General features: G+C 72.7%; 15 protein-coding genes. 7 read left to right on the plus strand and 8 right to left on the minus strand.

What is annotated here, in order from left to right; translation table 11 throughout:
- Positions 1 to 26: 26 nt before the first annotated feature.
- The 3 genes from ACFXI4_RS19810 to ACFXI4_RS19820 all read right to left on the minus strand — a co-directional run bounded on the left by ACFXI4_RS19810 (position 27) and on the right by ACFXI4_RS19820 (position 1,891).
- Positions 27 to 713, minus strand: a complete 687-nt coding sequence (locus tag ACFXI4_RS19810; protein ID WP_384992449.1) for a universal stress protein — start codon at positions 711 to 713, stop codon at positions 27 to 29.
- 44 nt (positions 714 to 757) lie between these two features.
- On the minus strand, positions 758 to 1,339 hold the full coding sequence (locus ACFXI4_RS19815) for a hypothetical protein (protein ID WP_384992451.1): 582 nt from the start codon (positions 1,337 to 1,339) through the stop codon (positions 758 to 760).
- A gap of 159 nt (positions 1,340 to 1,498) precedes the next feature.
- Positions 1,499 to 1,891, minus strand: a complete 393-nt coding sequence (locus ACFXI4_RS19820; RefSeq protein WP_384992454.1) for an STAS domain-containing protein — start codon at positions 1,889 to 1,891, stop codon at positions 1,499 to 1,501.
- A gap of 271 nt (positions 1,892 to 2,162) precedes the next feature.
- Here ACFXI4_RS19820 and ACFXI4_RS19825 point away from each other — a divergent pair, with 271 nt between their 5' ends.
- The 3 genes from ACFXI4_RS19825 to ACFXI4_RS19835 all read left to right on the plus strand — a co-directional run bounded on the left by ACFXI4_RS19825 (position 2,163) and on the right by ACFXI4_RS19835 (position 6,770).
- Entirely contained in the window at positions 2,163 to 3,230 is a 1,068-nt protein-coding gene (locus ACFXI4_RS19825) for a zinc-dependent alcohol dehydrogenase family protein (RefSeq protein ID WP_384992850.1), read from the plus strand.
- 926 nt (positions 3,231 to 4,156) lie between these two features.
- Positions 4,157 to 5,884 carry a GAF domain-containing protein gene (locus ACFXI4_RS19830; RefSeq protein ID WP_384992456.1) on the plus strand — a complete coding sequence of 576 codons (1,728 nt, stop codon included), beginning with the start codon at positions 4,157 to 4,159 and terminating at the stop codon, positions 5,882 to 5,884.
- A 136-nt stretch (positions 5,885 to 6,020) separates the two neighbouring features.
- Positions 6,021 to 6,770, plus strand: coding sequence for a CBS domain-containing protein (locus ACFXI4_RS19835; RefSeq protein ID WP_384992458.1), 750 nt, complete (start codon positions 6,021 to 6,023; stop codon positions 6,768 to 6,770).
- 365 nt (positions 6,771 to 7,135) lie between these two features.
- On the opposite strand, the gene ACFXI4_RS19840 is transcribed toward ACFXI4_RS19835, so the two are convergent.
- On the minus strand, positions 7,136 to 7,801 hold the full coding sequence (locus ACFXI4_RS19840; RefSeq protein WP_384992460.1) for a CBS domain-containing protein: 666 nt from the start codon (positions 7,799 to 7,801) through the stop codon (positions 7,136 to 7,138).
- A gap of 593 nt (positions 7,802 to 8,394) precedes the next feature.
- Here ACFXI4_RS19840 and ACFXI4_RS19845 point away from each other — a divergent pair.
- Positions 8,395 to 8,610, plus strand: coding sequence for a hypothetical protein (locus ACFXI4_RS19845; protein WP_384992462.1), 216 nt, complete (start codon positions 8,395 to 8,397; stop codon positions 8,608 to 8,610).
- Between the two features lie 63 nt (positions 8,611 to 8,673).
- On the opposite strand, the gene ACFXI4_RS19850 is transcribed toward ACFXI4_RS19845, so the two are convergent.
- A complete protein-coding gene (locus ACFXI4_RS19850; protein ID WP_384992465.1) occupies positions 8,674 to 9,387 on the minus strand; it encodes a CBS domain-containing protein in 714 nt (237 codons plus the stop codon).
- 228 nt (positions 9,388 to 9,615) lie between these two features.
- On the opposite strand from ACFXI4_RS19850, the gene ACFXI4_RS19855 reads away from it, so the two are divergent.
- Positions 9,616 to 10,488, plus strand: coding sequence for a universal stress protein (locus tag ACFXI4_RS19855; protein WP_384992852.1), 873 nt, complete (start codon positions 9,616 to 9,618; stop codon positions 10,486 to 10,488).
- 239 nt (positions 10,489 to 10,727) lie between these two features.
- The gene (locus ACFXI4_RS19860; protein WP_384992468.1) at positions 10,728 to 11,387 is read left to right on the plus strand and encodes a pyridoxamine 5'-phosphate oxidase family protein; all 660 of its coding nucleotides are present in this window, start codon (positions 10,728 to 10,730) and stop codon (positions 11,385 to 11,387) included.
- A 321-nt stretch (positions 11,388 to 11,708) separates the two neighbouring features.
- Here ACFXI4_RS19860 and ACFXI4_RS19865 read toward each other — a convergent pair whose 3' ends face one another.
- From ACFXI4_RS19865 to ACFXI4_RS19875, 3 genes are all read right to left on the minus strand, one after another.
- Entirely contained in the window at positions 11,709 to 13,433 is a 1,725-nt protein-coding gene (locus ACFXI4_RS19865) for a SulP family inorganic anion transporter (RefSeq protein WP_384992470.1), read from the minus strand.
- Between the two features lie 389 nt (positions 13,434 to 13,822).
- On the minus strand, positions 13,823 to 16,225 hold the full coding sequence (locus tag ACFXI4_RS19870) for a glycoside hydrolase family 65 protein (protein WP_384992473.1): 2,403 nt from the start codon (positions 16,223 to 16,225) through the stop codon (positions 13,823 to 13,825).
- 616 nt (positions 16,226 to 16,841) lie between these two features.
- Positions 16,842 to 17,747: a pyridoxamine 5'-phosphate oxidase family protein gene (locus ACFXI4_RS19875; RefSeq protein ID WP_384992476.1), complete on the minus strand. Its 906-nt coding sequence runs from the start codon at positions 17,745 to 17,747 to the stop codon at positions 16,842 to 16,844.
- A gap of 401 nt (positions 17,748 to 18,148) precedes the next feature.
- On the opposite strand from ACFXI4_RS19875, the gene ACFXI4_RS19880 reads away from it, so the two are divergent.
- Positions 18,149 to 18,661, plus strand: coding sequence for a DUF2231 domain-containing protein (locus tag ACFXI4_RS19880; RefSeq protein ID WP_384992479.1), 513 nt, complete (start codon positions 18,149 to 18,151; stop codon positions 18,659 to 18,661).
- Positions 18,662 to 18,673: the final 12 nt, after the last annotated feature.

Here is an 18,673-nt window from a genome sequence, read left to right on the forward strand (position 1 = left end):
CGGTCGGCACCGGGCGGGGCACCGGCTCACGACGGCACGACGGCCACGGCGCACGTGGCGCGCCGCAGCAGGTCCCGGACGGCCTCGTTCCAGACGGTGGCTGCGGAGCCGCGCGGGACCACGACCAGTGCGGCGCGTTCGGAGCAGCGCAGCAGCGCCTCCACGGGGCGGAGCAGCCGGACATCCTTCAGCACCCGCACGTCGGGGAACTTCTCGCGCCACGGGCGCAGGGCGTCGCCCAGCAGCTGGACCTCGTGGTCCTCCCAGGTGGCGCGGTCCCGCTCCGATATGCCGAAGGGCCGCTCGACGGCGCCCGCGGGCAGCGCCCAGGCATGCACGGCATGCAGGCGCACGCCCCGGATCCGGGCGCTCTCGAAGGCGAAGCAGAGGGCCGCGTCGCAGGGATCACGGGGGTCGACGACGACAGTGACTCCCGGCCGGTGGCGGGAGGTGGCGAGAAGGCCGGGGACGAGTACGACAGGCCCGCGCGCGGTGCCCGCGGGCGTGGCCGACAGACAGCCGGGCGCAGGCAGCGGGACGTCCTCGTCCCCGCCCACGCCGCAGACGATCAGCGAAGCCCCGACGAGTTCGTGCCACGGGGTGTGCCGCACATCCAGCGCCGCGCCCCGCAGCCGTGCCTCGCGTGCTGCCCACTCGAGCGCGGCCCGACCGGGCGCCGACGTGCCGCTGCGGACAAGGATCACGGGTTCCATCGCCGTTCGCCTTCCGGGTGGGGCGGGTTCGAGCAGCCGTGGTTTCATCCGGTCTTGTGACCCCAGCGGGGTCCGACGGTCGTCCACTCGCGGTCCCACAGGCCGAGCCGTCGCTGCTCCAGCCGCCACCGGGCGACCGCTCCGGCCCCGATGACCGCTCCGGCCAGCGCGCAGCCGGCCGCGGTCCCCAGGACCCCCGCCTCCATGGCGGCCGCGCCGGCGCTCGGCGGCTTGGTGGTCGCACGGCCCTGGCGGTCCAACCAGACCACGACGCGGGTACCGGCCTTGGTGCCGGTGTCCACGAGAGTCCGGCCGGTGCGCGTGGAGCCGTCGGGTGCGGTCCAGGCCACGGTGCCCTGCATGCGCTCGTCCTCCGTGCCGAGCCCGTAAGCGCTCTTCGGGACGTCGACGAGGAGCACGGCCCGCACGGGCTGCCGTTCCAGACGCTGCCGCGCGAAGACGTCGTCCGCGGCCCGGGCCGTGAGGAGTCCGGCGACGGTTCCTCCCACCACCACGAGCGCCCATACGGCGAGGACCACACAGGCCTCGACGACATCGGCACGGCGTCGCAGAGGGTTGCTCCGCCACCGCCACAGCAGCTTCTTCCCGCTCCGGGTCCTGCGCATCGGTCCGCACCTCCTTGTGGTGGCTCCCTGTCGTGGTGACACTCATGAAGGTGTCAGCCGGCCCGGCGCCGCGACATGGGCCGGCCGGGGACGGCCGTAGGGCTGCTCGGGGACAACTCGACCGGGCACATGGGCCGTTCAGCCCTCCTCGGGACGGGCTCAGGCGATCGCTGCGGAGGCCGGTCCAGGGGAGTCCGTGGCGGCGAGGGCCTCGGGGAGGCCGGGATACAGCTCGAAGGTGTCGCCCAGGCCCGTGCACCGCAGCAGCCGGGGGAAGCCGCCCCCCGGCGTGACCACACGCAGTCTGCCGGCGCGTGAGCGGACCCGGTTGCGGGCCCGGCACAGGAGAGCGAGACCGGAGCAGTCGATGAACGAGACGGGGCTCAGGTCGAGCACCAGATCGGGCTGCGCACCGGACGTCAGGTGGTCGAGGGCCGCGGAGAGGACCGGAACCGCCAGAAGGTCGAGTTCGCCGCCCAGGGTGACGACGGTCGTGCCGTGGTCGGTACGGGTCGTGTGGTACGTCACGGACCTCGTGTGGTTGTCGGCCATGGACACAGCCAAGTCCGGTCGCCGGGGGGTGCGGAAGGGCCGTTCGGCCCCTCGGGCCCGTGCCGGCAGGGCACGAACGGCCCGAGCGCAGTAGCTCGCGGGGGCGGCCGTCCGGCAGACGATGAGGGCCGGACGGCCCAAGCGGACCCGCCAGGGACGGGACAGACTGGATGCGCGGGGCAGGACCGGCGATGTCCCGGCGTCCTGGCGGTGCCCGCCGTCGGCGCCCGCCACCGTGCCCCGCGACGGACCGAGGACGGTGAGCGACACCATGAAGGCCTTCGTCTTCCACGGCCCCGGGCAGTCCGCCTGGGAAGAGGCCCCCGACCCTGCCCTCAAGGAGCCCACCGACGCTGTCGTGCGCGTGGACGCCGTCACGATCTGCGGGACGGACCTGCACATCCTGAAGGGCGACGTTCCCGAGGTGCAGCCCGGTACGATCCTCGGTCACGAGGCCGTCGGCGAGATCGTCGAGGTCGGCAGTGACGTCCGGACCGTACGGCCGGGAGACCGCGTCCTGGTCTCCTGCATCAGCTCCTGCGGGCGCTGCTCCTACTGCCGGGAAGGGATGTACGGCCAGTGCCGCGGCGGCGGAGGCTGGATCCTCGGCCACCTGATCGACGGGACCCAGGCCGAGTACGTCCGCGTCCCCTTCGCGGACCTGTCCGTCCACGCGCTGCCCACCACGGTCGACGGCAGGGACGCCGTGCTCCTCGCGGACATCTTCCCGACCTCCTACGAGGTGGGCGTGCTGAACGGCCGGGTGCGGCCCGGCGACACCGTCGCCGTGGTCGGCGCGGGCCCCATCGGCCTCGCGGCGATCACCACGGCACGGCTGTTCTCTCCGGAGCGGATCGTCGCCGTCGACCTGGCTCCTGCCCGGCTCGAGGCGGCCAAGCGCCTGGGCGCGGACGCCGTCGTGGACGCCCGGGAGGCCCCGGAGCAACTGATCGCAGACCTCACCGACGGACTCGGCGCAGACGTCGTCATGGAGGCCGTGGGCACACCGGAGACCTTCGAGTTGTGCACGCGCATGGTCCGCCCCGGCGGTCGCGTGGCCAACATCGGTGTGCACGGCAAGCCGGCCACACTGCACCTCGAAGACCTGTGGATCAAGAACGTGACCATCACCACGGGCCTGGTGGACACCCACTCCACCCCCACCCTGCTACGGATGGCCGCCGCCGGCCGGCTGCCCACCGGGCAACTGGTCACCCACACCTTCCCGCTGGACCACATGGAGCAGGCGTACGACGTCTTCGCCCATGCCGGCGACACCGGCGCGCTCAAGGTCGTGCTCGGCGGGGAGCAGCACGAGGTCGCCGTCCGCGTGACCTGACCGATGAGCGGACGTGACCCGTCATGGCCGAACAGGTACGGCCGCACGCGGCGGAAGGACCGGCGCTGGGAGGCGTGGGGCGCCGTGTGGCGGCCCGCCGCAGAGAACTCGGGCTCACCCGCGAGCGGACGGGCGAACGATCCGGTATCGCGGGCGCCCCCGGCCCGATGCAGGGCGTCGCCCGGCTCGCCCGGCGTCGGACGCCTCGGTGTCGACACCGCCTCGGGCCCGGTCGTCCCGCCGGCCGATCACATCGTCGTGGACGGCACGATCGTCTTCAGGACAGCGGACGAAACCACACCGGCCGTGGTCCGGGCCGTCGGGCGGCCTTCGCGGCCGACGGTGGGCGAACGGCGACGGCGGCCCGTGGGTGCGGATCGAGCCCCGCTCGGTGACCGCGCCGCATCACGGTCGCATCCGGGCCGGGCGCCGAACAGCCGCGCACCGACCGGCAGAGCAACCGTGTACCGCCCGGAGCGCCCTCCTGAACGTGGAAGGCCGGGTTCCCGGGTGCGGCCGGGGAGCCGGGCCCGGGCGACGCCGGAGCCCACTTGGCGGACGCCTCGCGCAAGGCGTTCCTGGCGGTCCTCGGCCGCCGGATCCGTAGGGCCGGCTTCGGCGGCCCTGCAACGTCGGCCCGGTGGCCGACACCGTCGTAGCGGGTGACCCACACCGTCGTACCGCACGACTGACCGCGGACCGAGCGGAGCGACACCGGGGGAAGGGAGTCCGCGCCGATTTCGTCGTCCGGGGAGCCCGAGTTCCCGGGCCGAGGCATCGCCCGTCCTGCCCGGCACGGCCGTGCGGCTCCGTGCCGGATGCCCCCGACTTGACCCGATCCGGATGCCCACGCCGCTCGCCGCGCACTACGGTGGCAGTTGACCGGACCTGCCGGTGTACGAGTCGACGGGATCGGGAGGAGCGCTGTGGAGAGCCCGGAAGTAGCGCGCGTACGGTTGCCGCAGCTCCGGTTGGACGAGCTGCTGGACGAACTGCAGGCCCGGCTGGACGCCGCGCGCGGCACCCGGGACCGGGTGCACAGCCTGCTGGAGGCGGTGCTCTCGGTCGGCCGGGAACTCGATTTGGAGCAGGTTCTGCACAGCATCGTGCAGGCGGCCGCGGTGCTGGTCGACGCCGAGTACGCCGCCCTGGGTGTGATCGGCCCGGACGGCCGACGGCTGTCGGCCTTCCTCACGGCCGGCGTGACCGAGGAGGAGATCGCCCGGATCGGTCCGCTCCCGGAGGGGCACGGGATCCTTGGTGAGTTGATCCGCGATCCCGAGCCGCTGCGCCTCGCCAAGCTCTCGGAGCATCCTGCGTCGTACGGCTTCCCGCCGAACCACCCGCCGATGAACACCTTCCTCGGCGTTCCCATCCGCGTCCGTGACCAGGTCTTCGGCAACCTCTACCTGACCGAGAAGCGGGGCGGCGGCCAGTTCGACGAGGAGGACGTGTCGGTGACGTCGACGCTGGCCGTGGCGGCCGGAGTGGCGATCGACAACGCCCGTCTGTACGAGGAGTCGCAGCTGCGCGAGCGGTGGCTGCGGGCGAGCGCGGAGATCACCAACAGCCTGATGTCCGGCAGCGCCGGCGCTGATGCCCTCGGGCTGATCGCGGAGCAGGCCAGGGAGATCACCGGCTCGGCGCTCGCAGCCGTCGCGACACCGATGGAGAACACGGATTCCCTCACCGTGGAGACCGCCGTGGGCATGGACGCGGACGCTCACCGGGGACTGGTGCTCCCGCTCGACAGGACGCTCATGGGACTGGCGTTCGCGCACGACAGCCTGGTGACCAGCGCTGACGTGGTCCACGACGAGCGGGTCTCATCTGAGCCACCGCGCTTCAGCGGACTGGGGCCCGCCGTGGCCAGCCCCATCAGCGGGAGCGAAGCCGGCGTGCGCGGCGTGGTGTTGCTGGCGCGCGAGGCTGGCCAGCCGCCGTTCACCGCGAAGGAGACCGAACCCCTGCAGGTTTTCGCCTCCCAGGCCGCCCTGGCGATGGAACTGGCGGAGCGGCGCCGGGACGCCGAGGAGGTCGCGGTGCTCAAGGATCGCGACCGGATCGCCCGGGACCTGCACGACCTGGCGATCCAGCGGCTGTTCGCCACCGGAATGACCCTGCAGAGCGCCGTGCGGTTCATCGAGCACTCGGAGGCGTCCGAGCGGGTGCTGCGTGCCGTGGGCGACCTGGACGAGACCATCAAGATCATCAGAACGACGATCTTCGGGCTGCGGACCCGGGAGGGCGGCCCCGACACCGGGCTGCGGGCCCGCGCCGTGCGGGTGGCCGGCGAGGCGGCCCCGGCTCTCGGGTTCGCGCCGAGTCTGCGGATGGAGGGGCTGATCGACACCGACGTGCCCACAGGGATTGCCGACCATGCGGTCGCCGTCCTCTCCGAGGCCCTGACCAACATCGCCCGTCACGCCCACGCGGACCGGGCGGAGATCGTGCTTGTGGCCGACGGGCAGGATCTGTCGCTGAAGATCACGGACAACGGCGTGGGCATCCCGTCCGAGGGACGCCGCAGCGGGCTGCGCAACATGGCGGAGCGGGCGGAGGAACTCGGCGGCCGGCTGGAGTGGGACTGCCCCCCTGCGGCCGAAGGGGGCGGTACGACGCTGGTGTGGCGGGTGCCCGTGGGGGAGCGGTAGCGACAGGCTGGGCCCGCCGCGCGCTCTGACCCGGGAAGGCCGGACCGGGAAGGGGACCGTTCGGCTCATGCACTCCGAGGGCGGATGGCCCATTCTGAGGGTGTCGGACCACGGCAGCCGAACCCTGGAGGTCGCCATGACCGGCACTCCGCACGTCGTGAGCGACGTGATGACCCACCCCGTCCTTGCCCTGCGTCGCGGCGCGGCCTTCAAGGACATCGTGAACGCCCTGCAACAGTGGAAAGTGAGCGCGGCCCCCGTCCTGGACGACGACGGGCGCGTCGTCGGCGTCGTCTCGGAGGCCGATCTTCTGCGCAGGGAGGAGGCCCGCACCGGCGAACCGGCCGGTTCCGGCCGGTTCCGGCCCCGCTCCGACCTGGCCGAGGCCGCATCGGTCACCGCCGGCCTGCTGATGACCACCCCGGCCGTCACCGTCCGCCCCGAGGCCCCGCTGCCCGAGGCCGCGCGTACGATGGCCCGGCACGGCGTCAAGCGGCTTCCGGTGGTCGACCCGGACGGACTGCTTCGGGGCGTCGTGAGCCGTGCCGACCTGCTGAAGGTGTTCCTGCGGAACGACGAGGACATCGCCGAGGAGATCCGGCACGAGATACTGCCGCACCTCTTCCCCGACACGGCCGAACCGGTGCTGGTGCAGGTGCGCGACGGCGTCGTCACCCTCAGCGGCCGTGTCCCGGACACCGCGCTGGTCCCGGTGGCTGCCGGATGGGTACGGGGCGTCGACGGCGTGGTCGCCGTCGACTGCGCGCTGGCGGGTCCGCCCCGCCGCCCGGACCTCGACCCCGATCTGCCCGCCGCCGGGTGCGCCGCGCCCGCCGCGCACGCGAGGCCGCAACCGGCCCCGTTCCGTTCTTCGCCGCATCCCTGAACTCGTAGCCGCTCTTCGACGGGGCAGCCGCGCTCGACGAACCAAAGGGCACCCGCCATGCGAAGCCCGGCCAAGGCCGACGGCCCTCCGCGACCGCGAACCTTGGACCACACGTTCGCCGGGCGGCGCTCCGCCCTGCCGGCGGTGACCTCCTGAAAGGGCCGACCAGGGGCTTGCCGACCGTCACGGTCCTGCTCCCGGAGGAGGAGACGGGAACCTGGAACATCCCGGTGCGCACCGGCTGACGCCGGGGCAGGGAGCCGACCCACGGCAGGTGTGCGGGCGGTACCCACCGGCCGCCGCACACGCTGTGACCTGCCGTCGGGGGAGCGCGACGCAGGGGTGACGCTGTGCGCCGGGACCCCTCACGCGGGCTCGCTCCGCACGGACCCCGGGACCAGGCAGCAGCGGACGTCGACCACGCCTTCGACAGCGCGGGCCAGCCGGTCGGCCACGGCGGCGAGACCGTTGTTCTCGACCCACCCGGTGAGGGCGACGACGCCTTCGGTGACCTCGACCTGGATGTGGTCGGCGGACAGCGGGAAGAGCCGGTCCACGACCTCGTGCCGTACCTCCTCGGCGAGCGCCTCGTCGTCGCGCAGGAAGACCTTCAGCAGGTCGGAGCGGCTGACAACGCCTTCGAGCAGGCTCTCGTCGTTGACGACGGGCAGCCGCTTGACCTTGCGCTGAGCCATGATGCGCGCCGCCTGGGCGAGCGTGGCGTTCGGGTGCACCGTGACGGCGGGCGAGGTCATCACTTCCCCGGCGCACAACGCGCCGGCCTTCGCCAGGTCGTCGATTCGCTGCCGCTGGGTGAACCGGTCCGGGTCGCTGTCCCGGAACTCCTCCTTCGGGAGCAGATCGGCCTCGGAGACAACGCCGATCACCCGGCCGTCCTCCTCCAGTACGGGCAGGGCGCTGACCTTCCACTTCTCCATCAGGGCGACGACGTCCTTGAACGGCGCGTCGCGGCCGACCGAGGCGACGGTACGGGTCATCACGTCGCCGACCGTGTGCGGTTTGCCGGGCATGGTCTCCTCCTCGGAAGGACGGACGGGGCCGAGGGGCCCTGCTCCCAGGGTGGGGTGCGGGCGGGCCCGGCCGCCACGGGCCGCCCGGACCCGGCGAGGGGTCTTTCGGCCTCACATGCGGGCGGCATCGTCCCCGTCCCCGCGGGGCCGGAGAAACCCGCTCCGCCGCGTTCGCGTGCCGCGGCACCACAGGAAGGACGGCAGCCGTTTTCCGCCGTCCCTCCTGGGGTCCTTCCCGCCAGTGGGCAACAGATCCCTGGAACAACGCGTCAAAGGTCGGTCGGCGCTCCCGCAAGGCAGGACGACTGGCGTCAGGACCATCGTGCGGTGCGCGACGACGGACCGACCCGTCCCGTGCGCCCGTCGGCGGGAGCGCCCCGCACCGCTCACGTTTCCCCCCGGACACTCGGCGCCCGCGCATCGGCTCCGCCGGGGGGTCCGTCCTGCCCTGCGCGCGGGCCGACGGTTCCCGGGCCGTGGGGCCCCTGCGGCAGGGACGGTAGGGGCCATGGTCCGGACCGTCCGGCACATGCGTCATGAGGTGCGCCGGAGTTGGCTGGGAGTGAGGGGAACGACCCCGATCAGGGAGGGCGATGACAGTGGGCACGAGCCTCACACCGGAGTTCTGGGAGCACTTCTCCGTCTTCCTGGTGTTGGCGCTGGCGATCACGGCGATCCTCAGCGCGGTGTTCACCACGGTGTTCGACGCGCTGAACGCGCGGCTGCGCAACCGTCGGCGGCACGGACCGGCGCCGCGTGAACCGCACCGGCCGGCGCCGTCCGAGCACCGAACGTCGGTGCAGTGCTGACCAAGGGGCCGGCGCCCTTCCTCCAGGAGGCAAGGGCGCCGGCCCCACTGCCGGTTCGGACCGTCAGAGCCCGCGGAGCCAGTCGTCGGCCACCCCGTGGAGCTTCTGTTCGGTCGGCCGCAGGCGCTTGTCGTCGATCCGGTAGGAGAGATGGTCGACGACATCGACGACACCGTCCAGCCGACGCGTCATGCCGAGGGCGACGGGGACCTCACTGCGCCGTTCCAGCCGTCCGGTGAGGGTGACCACGCCGTCCTGGGCCGTGACCTCGACGGCGTGCGGAGCCAGCCAGAGGGTGTTGCCGAGGACCTCCCGCCGGACCTCCCGCACGAGTTCGTCGTCGGAACGCAGGAAGCCCCTGAGCAGGTCACCACGGGTGACGATGCCGACGAGCCGGTCCTCCGCGTCGAGCACGGGCAGGCGTCCGACGTGATGACCGGCCATCAGCCGGGCCGCCTCGACGACCGTGGCATCGGAGCGGACGGTGACGGCGGGCGTCGACATGACTCCGGCAGCCGTGGTGGCGTTGATCTTGGCCGCCGCACGCCGGGCTCCTCGGCCCATGACGTGCGTACGGTCGTGCTCGGGACCGCGGGTCTGGTGCAGCATGAGGTCGGTCTCCGAGACCACGCCGACCACCCTGTGGTCCTCGTCGACCACCGGAAGGCCGCTGATGCGGTGCTCCTCCAGGAGCCGCACCAGCTCCTTGAACGGGGTGCCATACCCAGCCGTGACGACGTCGGCGACCATGACGGCGCCGACCTTCGTGGGCTTCATGTCCGGGCCTCCTTCAAGACCATGACCCGCGCCGAGGCGGGCCTCACCGAGAGCCCCCTACCGGTGGGCCCGGGCCCAGCGTGCGGCGCGCTCCTGCACGCCGGCAGGGGCTGACCGGGCACACGAACGGGCCAAGTGGCCCCTGCGCCCCGCCGCCGGCAGATGGCACGGTGACAGTGGAGCCCCCTGCTGCTCGACGTGGCAGTCCGACGAAAGGCGGTGGCGACGATGGCGTCTCCCCTGGTCGTAGGCGTCGACGGATCGGACGGAAGCCTGGTCGCGGTCGACTGGGCGGCGGACGAGGCCGCCCGCAACGAGATTCCGCTACGGCTGGTGTACGCCTCCCGCTGGGAGCGCTACGAGGCCGGAGTGCCGTCGGACGGCAGGGAACGCCCGTCGGAACGGGTGCTGGCCGAACACATCGTCGCCTCCGCGGCCGAGCGCGCCGCGCAGCGCTGTCCGGATGTGAAGGTCACCACCGATGTCCTCCCGGACGACGCGGTGTACGGCCTCCTGCGTGAGGGCGACAGCGCACATGCCCTGGTCACCGGGTCGCGCGGTCGGGGGGAGGTGGCCGGGCTGCTGCTCGGGTCGGTCGGCCTCGCCGTCGCGGGCAAGGCACGGTGCCCGGTGATCGTGGTCCGAGGCGACAGGACCGGCCTGGCCGGCCGGCACGAGCGGATCGTGCTGGGCGTGGGGGATCCCTCCACAGCGAGTGAGGCCGTACGGTTCGCCTTCGGCGAGGCCGAGGCTCGCGCGTGCGCCCTGTACGCGGTCCGGGCCTGGCGCTGTCCCCGGCTTGAGCTCGGCGACCGGACGGAGTTCGCGGAGGGGGTCCGTCAGTACGAGGGAGAGGCGTCAGCGCTGCTCGACGCACTGCTCGGTGAAGCCGTGGCCGCTCATCCAGAGGTCAGCGTGCGCAGCGTGACGGTCGAGGGACCGGCCCACCGGATCCTGGTGGACCGCTCCGCCGGTGCCGACCTTGTCGTCATAGGCGCGAGGCGCCGGGACGGACACGTCGGTCTGCAGCTCGGCCGGGTCGCCCACACGCTGCTGCACCACGCGGAGTGCCCGGTGGCGATCGTGCCGCGGACGGCGTGAGCGTTGCCCCGGTCCGGACGACGGAAGAAGCCCCTCGTACCGGTGCGGGACCGGCGAAGGCGCACGGAGAGGACCGGGGCACCATGCACCTCGGCCGCGGCCGCTCCGGAGCGGCCGGGTGCGGGGACTCGATGGAAGATATCCTTGAGGACGAGGACAACAGCCCTGGGTCATCGGCCGGTGCCTGAGTCCAGGGCCGCGAGAGACACCCGCCCCGAGCGCCGTGTGGGGAGGAGATCTTGAAAGGGAACGCTGATCGTCCGGCTGACCGTGATCTCATCCAGCGAATCGAGACCCGGCTCAAGCAACTGGGCCTGACGGAGCAGGAGCTGGCAGGCCAGGTCGGGATGTCACCGCACTACCTGCGGTACCTGATCGAGTCCGGGGCCGATTTCGACCCTGGTGGGTTTCTGAGGGTCGCCACCGCCCTCGGGATGACCTACCGGGAATTGCGCGAAGGCCCGGGCGACGCACCCGCAGGCCGGCGCGGAGCGGCCTCGCACCCGGTGCTCGTGAAACTCACCGCCAAGGAATGCTGGGAGCGACTGGACACGCACGGGGTCGGACGTGTCGCGTTGCCGGCCCATCCAGGGCCCAGGGTGTTCCCGGTCAACTACGTCGTCGACGGCTTGACGGTGGTGTACCGCACGGATGCCCAGGGAGCCGCGGCGGTCGAACCCGGCGGCGAGGCATCCTTCCAGGCCGATCGCATCGACGAGCAGCGCAGCGTCGGCTGGAGCGTCCTGGTGGTCGGCACCGCGGAACACGTCACGGACCCGGAGACCGTTCGGCACCTCGCGGCGCAGTCTGGCGGCGAGCCCTGGGCGGGCGGCGCCAGAGACCTGTTGATCCGCCTCGTGCCGTCGGAGATCAGTGGGCGCCGGATCCACGACCTCTGACCCCGGGCCGGTGCGTGGCGTCCGCGCCGGGCGTCCCGGGTCCGGACGCGCCTGGGGCGGAGGCCGGGGGAGACGCGAGGGTGCCCCGGTCGCAGGCCTCTCGCGTGACCGTTGACGACCAGGACCGAATCCCGGGGCGGTCCTGTCCTCATGGGCCGCCTCGATCATCCTGACGGCCTCCACCATGCCGCCGGCCGGTCGGGGACGAAGCCGGGACCGTCGGCCTTGCGACCCGGAGGAGGGTGACACCCGGCGTCCGGCGCGGCGACCGTACCGTTCCCGCGGCACGGCAGCCGGCCGGCTGCCGTGCCGTGGGCTCACTCACGAGTTGTCGGGGTGCGTCGACAGCCACTGGTGATAGGCCGAGACCGCGGTCGGCAAGGTCGGGAACATGAGATCCGGGCCGACCGAGTCCGCGAGGCCGTAGGCCTTCAGGCTGTCCAGGAGATCCTGCTTGACCCGGGCGAGGGCGAACACGACTCCGCGCTCGGTCAGTTCGCGGCGCAGTCCGTCAACGGCGTCGAGGGCGGTGATGTCGACTTCGACGTTGGCCTCGGCGTTGAGGACGAACCAGCGGACGGGTTCGGTCTGTGTGGCTACGGCGGCCAGGGCCCGACGGCGGAAGTCCTCGGCGTTGGCGAAGAACAGAGGGGAGTCGTAGCGGTACACGAGCAGTCCGGGGACCGTGCGGGCCATGGGGTAGTCGTCGATGTCGTGCATGCCGGCCATGCCGGGCACCAGACCCTCGACGGCGTCGTGCGGACGAGCCACCCGGGTGAGGAGTTCCGTCACCGACAGGCCGACGGCGACCAGGACGCCGTAGAGGATGTCCAGGACGAGTACGCCCGCCAGGCAGCCCAGCGCCAGCAGGAGTTCGCGGCGGCGGAAGGAGGCCAGGCGGCGGAAGCCGGACAGATCGATCATCCGGATGGCGGCGTAGACCACCAGGGCGCCCAGCAGCGCGGCGGGCGTGCGGGCCAGCAGCGGGCTCAGGAAGAGCAGCACAGCCAGTACCAGGGCCCCGGCGACCAGGGAGTACGCCTGACTGCGTGCGCCGGTGGAGTCGGCCAGGGCGGTACGGCTCGCGCTGCTGCTGACCGGGAAACCGTGCAGGGCGCCCGCGCCGAGGTTGGCGGCACCCAGAGCCAGGAACTCCTGGTCGGCATCGAGGCCGGTGCCGTCGTCCGGACTCCGGCCCGCGAAGGCGCGGGCCGTCAGGACGCAGTCGGTGAACGCCACGAGAAGGACGCCGATGGCCGGCAGAGCCAGGCGCGGCAGGGCGCCGAGGTCCGGTGCGGCGAGGTCCGGCAGGCCGGAGGGAACCGTACCGATGACCTGGATGCCGTAACGGTCGTCCAGATCGAGCGCGACCACGGCCACGGTGCCCAGGACCAGTGCGAGAAGCGGTCCAGGGAGCGACCTGAAGCACCGCGCCGCAACGAGCAGACAGGCGAGCGCCGTGACCGAGAACGCCAGGGTGGGCGGCCGGACATCGCCCAGGTGCCGCAAGAAGAACCAGAGTTGGGGGAAGAACCCGGCTTCCGTCGTCCGTACTCCCGTGATCTTGGGCAGCTGGTCCACCGTCATGATGAGAGCCACGCCGGCCAGGTAGCCGATCAGGACCGGGCGGGAGAGGAGATCCGCCAGGAAGCCCAGGCGCACCGCCCGTGCGATCAGGCAGGCCAGGCCGACCGCCGTGGCCAGGGTGGCCGCCAGTACGGCGTAACGGGCGGCGTCACCGGCCGCGAGCGGGCCCACCACCGTGGCCGTCATCAGGGCGGTCGTCGACTCCGGGCCGACCGACAGCAGCCGCGAGGAGCCGAACACGCTGTACACGGCCAGGGCGGGCAGGATCGCCCAGAGCCCGGCGACCGGAGGCAGCCCGGCGACGGCGGCGTACGCCATGACCTGTGGTACCAGGTACCCGGCCACGGTCGCTCCGGCCAGCACGTCTCCCTTCAGCCAGACACGCCGGTAGCCGAACAGCAGGTCGAGTCCGGGCACGAGCCGGCGCCATCCAGGATGTCCCCCTCCGCCGTGGGTCATACGCCGCCTTTCGCCTGCTGGCTCCAGCATCCACCGGAGTGAGCCGGACCGGAACCGCAACGTCGTGCTCATGCCCAACCGGTCATACGCATGGAGCAGTTCAGCCCGACGCGTGCCGACCTCCGGCGGACCCTCCCGGCCGCACGGCCGGAGTGAGGGGCGTCGGGGAGCACGCGCAACCCCCTCCCGGCGCCCGGAGGATCGCCGCCACGGCCGAGCACGTGACCCGAGACCCGCGGTCCGGCCTCCGGCTCCGCTCGTCGTGCGGGCACCGGCCGCGTCCGCGGCTGAGGCCGCCGCCGGGGCCGGCCGCCCCCGTCGCCGTCGTGGCCCACGCCTGAGGGACCGTCACGGGTACGCCGCGGCGCAGGGAGCCGGACTCGCGCTGGTCACTCCTTGCGCAACTTCAGCGTGCACGTCTCCCCCGGGGCGATGGTCACGGCCCGGTCCGCCAGGATCACGCGGATCGGCGACCTCTCCGAGTCGGGCACGCTGATCTCCAGGTGCCCGCTGCGGCGACGCAGGCCCACGCCCCAGTGACCGTGATAGCGCACCGTGAATCCGTACTCGGACAGCGCGGGCAGCGGGACCGGGTCGAGCCACAGGGCGTCCTCCCGGGTCTCCAGTCCGGTCAGGCCACGCTGGACCAGGTCGAGGGTGCCCGCCATGGCACCGAGGTGGATGCCCTCACCGGTGGTGCCGCCCTGCACGTCGGCGATGTCCGACTCCAGGGCCTCGCGGACGTACTGCCACGCGTCCGCCCGTCTGGCCCGGGCGAGGACCAGTCCGTGGACGAGGCCGCTGAGGGTGGAGCCGTGGCTGGTGCGCCGCAGGTAGTAGTCGACGGTCCTGCGCCAGATGTCGTCGTCCAGTTCGTACCCCAGGCGCCCGAACACCGTCCGGAGTTCGGCGGGCGAGAACAGGTAGCCGAGCATGAGGACGTCGGCCTGCTTGGAGGCCCGGTAGCGGTTGACGGTGTCGCCCTCGGCCTCCAGGATCCGGTCCAGCCGCCGTATCGTGCCGTAGCGCGCGCGGTAGCTGTCCCAGTCGAGCTCGGCGAGCGTGTCGTAGCCCTCGAACTGGCTGATGACACCCTGATGGAAGGGCACTCGCAGCCGGCGGGAGACCTCCTCCCACCTGGCAGGTTCGTCCGCGGTGAGACCGAGCTGCTCGCGCAGCTCGTCGCGGCGCCAGGCCGGCAGACGTTCCAGGAGTTCGAGGGCGCGGGTGAGCACCCAGGCAGCGGTGACATTGGTGTACGTGTTGTCGTCCAGCCCCGGCCGCGCAGCACCGGGGTAGCCGTCGTGGTACTCGTCGGGGCCGACGACGCCGAGGATCCGGTAGCGGCCCGTGCCGGGGTCGAGGACGGTGAGGTCCGCCCAGAAGCGGGCGATCTGCAGCAGCATCTCCGCGCCCCGGGAGTACAGGTACTCGGTGTCGCCGGTGGCCTCGCAGTACTGCCACACGTTGTAGGCGACCGCGGAGCCCACGTGGTGCTGGAGCCGGGAGTGATCGGGCAGCCAGTGGCCGGAACCGGGATTGAGATGCCATGCCTGGGCCTCCTCGCGGCCGTCGCTGCCGCTCTGCCACGGGAACATCGCCCCGGTCCGGCCGGCCTCGGCGGCGGCCCTGCAGGCGCGCGGGAGGCGCCGGTACCGGTAGTCCAGCAGTGCCCGGGAGACCTCGGGGAAGTGCAGGTCGAGATAGGGCAGCACGAAGAGCTCGTCCCAGAAGACATGACCTCGGTACGCCTCTCCGTGCAGCCCCCGTGCGGGCACCCCCACGTCGAGATCCGCGGTGTGCGGTGAAAGCGTCTGCAGGACGTGGAAGAGGTGGAGACGCAGGATCCGTCCCGCCTCGCCGGGCACCTGGACGTCCGCGCGCCGCCACAACCGCTCCCAGGCCGCGGTGTGGGACTCCAGCAGGGCCGGGAAGTCCGCCGCCGCGGAGACCCGGTCGAGGGCCGCGTCCAGCGGATCGCTGATCGCGGTGTCCCGTGAGGTGTGCAGTGCGACGGTCTTGTCCACGGTGACGGGCCGGCCGGGAGCGATCGGGACCACCAGGCGATGGACCGCGCGGTGCCGGACCGGACGGAACTCCGGTGGCGGCAGGGACCGGCCGGCGACGACCGTGGTCCGGGCGGCGAGCGCGACCACGACACCCGACGCCTTGGTCCGGCAGCTCAGCCAGATGCTGTCCGGCTCCCGCACGCCCGTACGGACACCGGTCAGGTGATGGCGGTTCAGGGCTCTGTAACGGTGCACGTTGCCGTTGACCACCTCGCTGTCGAGGCAGCTTTCGATCTCCACCTCACCCGACCAGTCCCGTGCCGTGAAGACCGTTCGCAGCGCGGCCAGGTGAGGATCCGCCATGTGCACCAGGCGGATCTGCTCCACACCGAGCACGCCGGTCCCGACATCGCTGTGCCGGAAGGTCCGGGTGAGCGTCGCGCGCCGCAGGTCCAGCGTGTGTCTGTGGTTCATGATCGTGCGCGGGTGCGGGGAGAACCAGGGGCCCCAGGTTCCCCCGGTGCGCCGCCTGCGGAACCGCAGCAGCAGCCAGTTCGGCAGGTTGACCAGGTCCTCGTTCGTCACCCGCCGCCCCGCTACGGTCGACTCCAGCCGGTTGTAGCACCCGGCCACGTAGGTGCCCGGGTAGTGGACCAGACCGGCCCGGCACTCGGGCAGCGCGCCCCGCGTGGCGAAGTAGCCGTTCCCCAGCGTGCAGAGGGATTCACGCAGCTTCTCGCCTGCGGGGTCGTAGCCCGTCCACTCCCATGTCCACTCCGGCATCGGGCACCCTCTCCTTCCCCCGGAGGCATTCCCCTTCGGGTGGTTCGGTTCTCCCGGGCCGTATCGCGGGCTTCGGACCGCTGGGGGACGACGGCGGCCTGGCACCAGGCGTGGTGGAGGAGAGCATCCGCGCCCCTGCCGCACCCAGGCGCCGCCGGCGCCCGGCACGCGGTCCACGGCTCCGCGCCGGGGTGGGCCGCACCCGTACGGCGGTCGGTCTGCGACCGCGCGCCTGGGCCGCGGGCCGGGCGAGTCGTACGGCACCGCTGCCGCCGTCCGGGTTCTCGACCTCGGCCCCGGTCCGCAGGCGTGTTCCTCGGTGCCGCGCCGTGCCGTGCCGCACGCTCGCGGACCGCGGCCACCGGGCATGCGGCACGAGCCGTCGCCGCCGGCACCGAGCCCAGCAGCGCCCCGATGATCCCGCCGCTTGCGTCGCCGTCACCGCCGTCGCCGTCCGGTTCGAGAGGGTCTTCGGGACTTCGGACGGACCCGTGTGAACCACCGTCGCACCGTCCCCCCCGCCACCGTGACACCCCGCCCCGATCCCCGCTGCGGCCGCTCCGCCGGACCTGGACGCCGGGGCGGGTGGGCCCGGGCGGTATCGCCCCGGGTCGGGTCATTGACCGTCGGTGGTGATCCGACGGCCCGTCAGGTTCGTGGGCCGGATCGACACCCACATCTCGCGTTCGCCGCCCGCCCAGGGTGTCGTGTGGGCACGTTCGGCGATCCGTCGGACGGCGTCGGGGTTCGTCACGACGTTCGCGGGGCCGACGGCCAGGACGCTCCAGCCCCGGCTGAACGCCTCGTCCAGGCGGTCGACCTCGAACGCGACCTCGGTCTCCGCCGCCCTGGCGGCGACGGAGTGCGGCGTGGTCCGGAAGGCGATCGCATCGTCGACGACCTCGTAGTTGACCGGGACGACCACCGGGCGGCCGTCGGATCCCGACACCGCCAGCCGTCCCACCCCGTGTGTGGAGAGCAGGGCCCGGCACTCCTCCGTACCGAGTTTCCGGAATCGAGGGTGCGGCAGCGCATGTCCCTGACCAGGCGGCAGTTCGGCGCCGCCGCCCAGGAGTGAGGTCACCGTGGTGCCGAGCGCGTCGGCGAGCCTGATGAGCGTGCCGAGACCCGGGTCCGCGGGGTGCTCCTCGAGATAGGCGAGATAGTCGGGCGCCATCCGGGCGCGGCGGGCCGCCTCCACCCGGCTGAGTCCCTGCCTGCGGCGTTCGTCGGCCACGCGCCGGCCGATGTCGCCGGGGTCGGCCCTTGCGTCGGGCGCGGTGGCCGGGGGCGTGGACTCCGGCCGTGTCTGCCGCACGTCCGAGGGAGGGTGTCCTTCGAGGTGGCGGATGTGCGCGTCGGGTCCGGGGAACACGAGCGTCACTTCGTCCGTGTCCGACCAGCGCACCTCGTAAGGAGGCGTGCCGTCCGGGTGGTGGAGTCCGACGATCTCGCCGTCTCGCCGGACGGCGCCGGTCGCCGTGCTCTCGATGACGAGCTGGTCGCCGAGGTGAGCTTCCATGATCGCCGCCCTTTCCTCGCAATGCCGCTGATTCCAACCTGCCACGTGAGCCACATCGGCGCACGGCGCGTAGGCCCGGCGGCCCGGACGCCGTGCGAACCCGGCTGCCCTCCTGCCCTCGGCGGTGCGTGGCCCCGAAACCGCGGTGCGCACCCGGTCCGGTCGCAGAGGCTCCGGCCGGCGCCCCCGCTGTCGCCGGTCAGGGGTGCCGGGCGCCGCTGCCCGGAACTCTCCTCGCGCGCGGACCCGTGTGCCGCCGATCCCACGGCTTGCAGGAGGCAGAGCGGCTCTCCGGCGGGATCAGGGGGACCCGCTCGCCTCAGAGGTGACTGAGAGGTTCCTGTGCAACGCTGACGCGCGTTCGTACCCGCTTGTGAACATCTCATCCGAGGACCCTCTTCATGACACTGATCAACGGCCTGCCGGCGCACGTCCTCCTCGTGCATCTCGTCGTGGTGCTCGTCCCGCTGACCGCGGTGGCGCTCGTGGCCGCGGCGATCTCCCGGCGAGCCGCCCGACGCATGGGCGTAGCACTGCCACTCCTTGCTCTCGTCTCGCTGGTCAGCGTGCCGCTCACGACGAGCGCCGGTGAATGGCTGGAACGGCATGTCACGGACAACGCCTTGGTGGAACGGCACGCCGAACTCGGAGACGGTCTCCTTCCGTGGGCCGCCGGCTTGTTCCTCCTGGCGTCGCTGGTCTGGTGGGGTTCCCGCGCCACCGGGCCCCGGGCGGACGCCGCGGGCGCGGCCATCCGGTCCGCTGTGCCGATACGCGTGGCGGCGGTGGTTCTCTCGGTGGCCGTGGCGGCGGGTGCCGTGGTGGACGTGTACCGCATCGGCGACTCGGGCGCGAAGGCGGCCTGGCACGGCGGCTTCTCCCAGACGGCCTCCCATGCCCGGGATGAGGACTGAGAGTCCCCGCCC

It is taken from the genome of Streptomyces sp. NPDC059224 (genome assembly GCF_042754285.1).
In the GTDB taxonomy this organism is placed as follows: domain Bacteria; phylum Actinomycetota; class Actinomycetes; order Streptomycetales; family Streptomycetaceae; genus Streptomyces.

Bases quoted from the DNA above. Each gene is read 5' to 3' on its own strand.
- ACFXI4_RS19810 (WP_384992449.1), bottom strand. From the start codon at position 713: ATGGAACCCGTGATCCTTGTCCGCAGCGGCACGTCGGCGCCCGGTCGG.
- ACFXI4_RS19815 (WP_384992451.1), bottom strand. From the start codon at position 1,339: ATGCGCAGGACCCGGAGCGGGAAGAAGCTGCTGTGGCGGTGGCGGAGC.
- ACFXI4_RS19820 (WP_384992454.1), bottom strand. From the start codon at position 1,891: ATGGCCGACAACCACACGAGGTCCGTGACGTACCACACGACCCGTACC.
- ACFXI4_RS19825 (WP_384992850.1), top strand. From the start codon at position 2,163: ATGAAGGCCTTCGTCTTCCACGGCCCCGGGCAGTCCGCCTGGGAAGAG.
- ACFXI4_RS19835 (WP_384992458.1), top strand. From the start codon at position 6,021: ATGACCGGCACTCCGCACGTCGTGAGCGACGTGATGACCCACCCCGTC.
- ACFXI4_RS19840 (WP_384992460.1), bottom strand. From the start codon at position 7,801: ATGCCCGGCAAACCGCACACGGTCGGCGACGTGATGACCCGTACCGTC.
- ACFXI4_RS19845 (WP_384992462.1), top strand. From the start codon at position 8,395: ATGACAGTGGGCACGAGCCTCACACCGGAGTTCTGGGAGCACTTCTCC.
- ACFXI4_RS19850 (WP_384992465.1), bottom strand. From the start codon at position 9,387: ATGAAGCCCACGAAGGTCGGCGCCGTCATGGTCGCCGACGTCGTCACG.
- ACFXI4_RS19855 (WP_384992852.1), top strand. From the start codon at position 9,616: ATGGCGTCTCCCCTGGTCGTAGGCGTCGACGGATCGGACGGAAGCCTG.
- ACFXI4_RS19865 (WP_384992470.1), bottom strand. From the start codon at position 13,433: ATGACCCACGGCGGAGGGGGACATCCTGGATGGCGCCGGCTCGTGCCC.
- ACFXI4_RS19870 (WP_384992473.1), bottom strand. From the start codon at position 16,225: ATGCCGGAGTGGACATGGGAGTGGACGGGCTACGACCCCGCAGGCGAG.
- ACFXI4_RS19875 (WP_384992476.1), bottom strand. From the start codon at position 17,747: ATGGAAGCTCACCTCGGCGACCAGCTCGTCATCGAGAGCACGGCGACC.
- ACFXI4_RS19880 (WP_384992479.1), top strand. From the start codon at position 18,149: ATGACACTGATCAACGGCCTGCCGGCGCACGTCCTCCTCGTGCATCTC.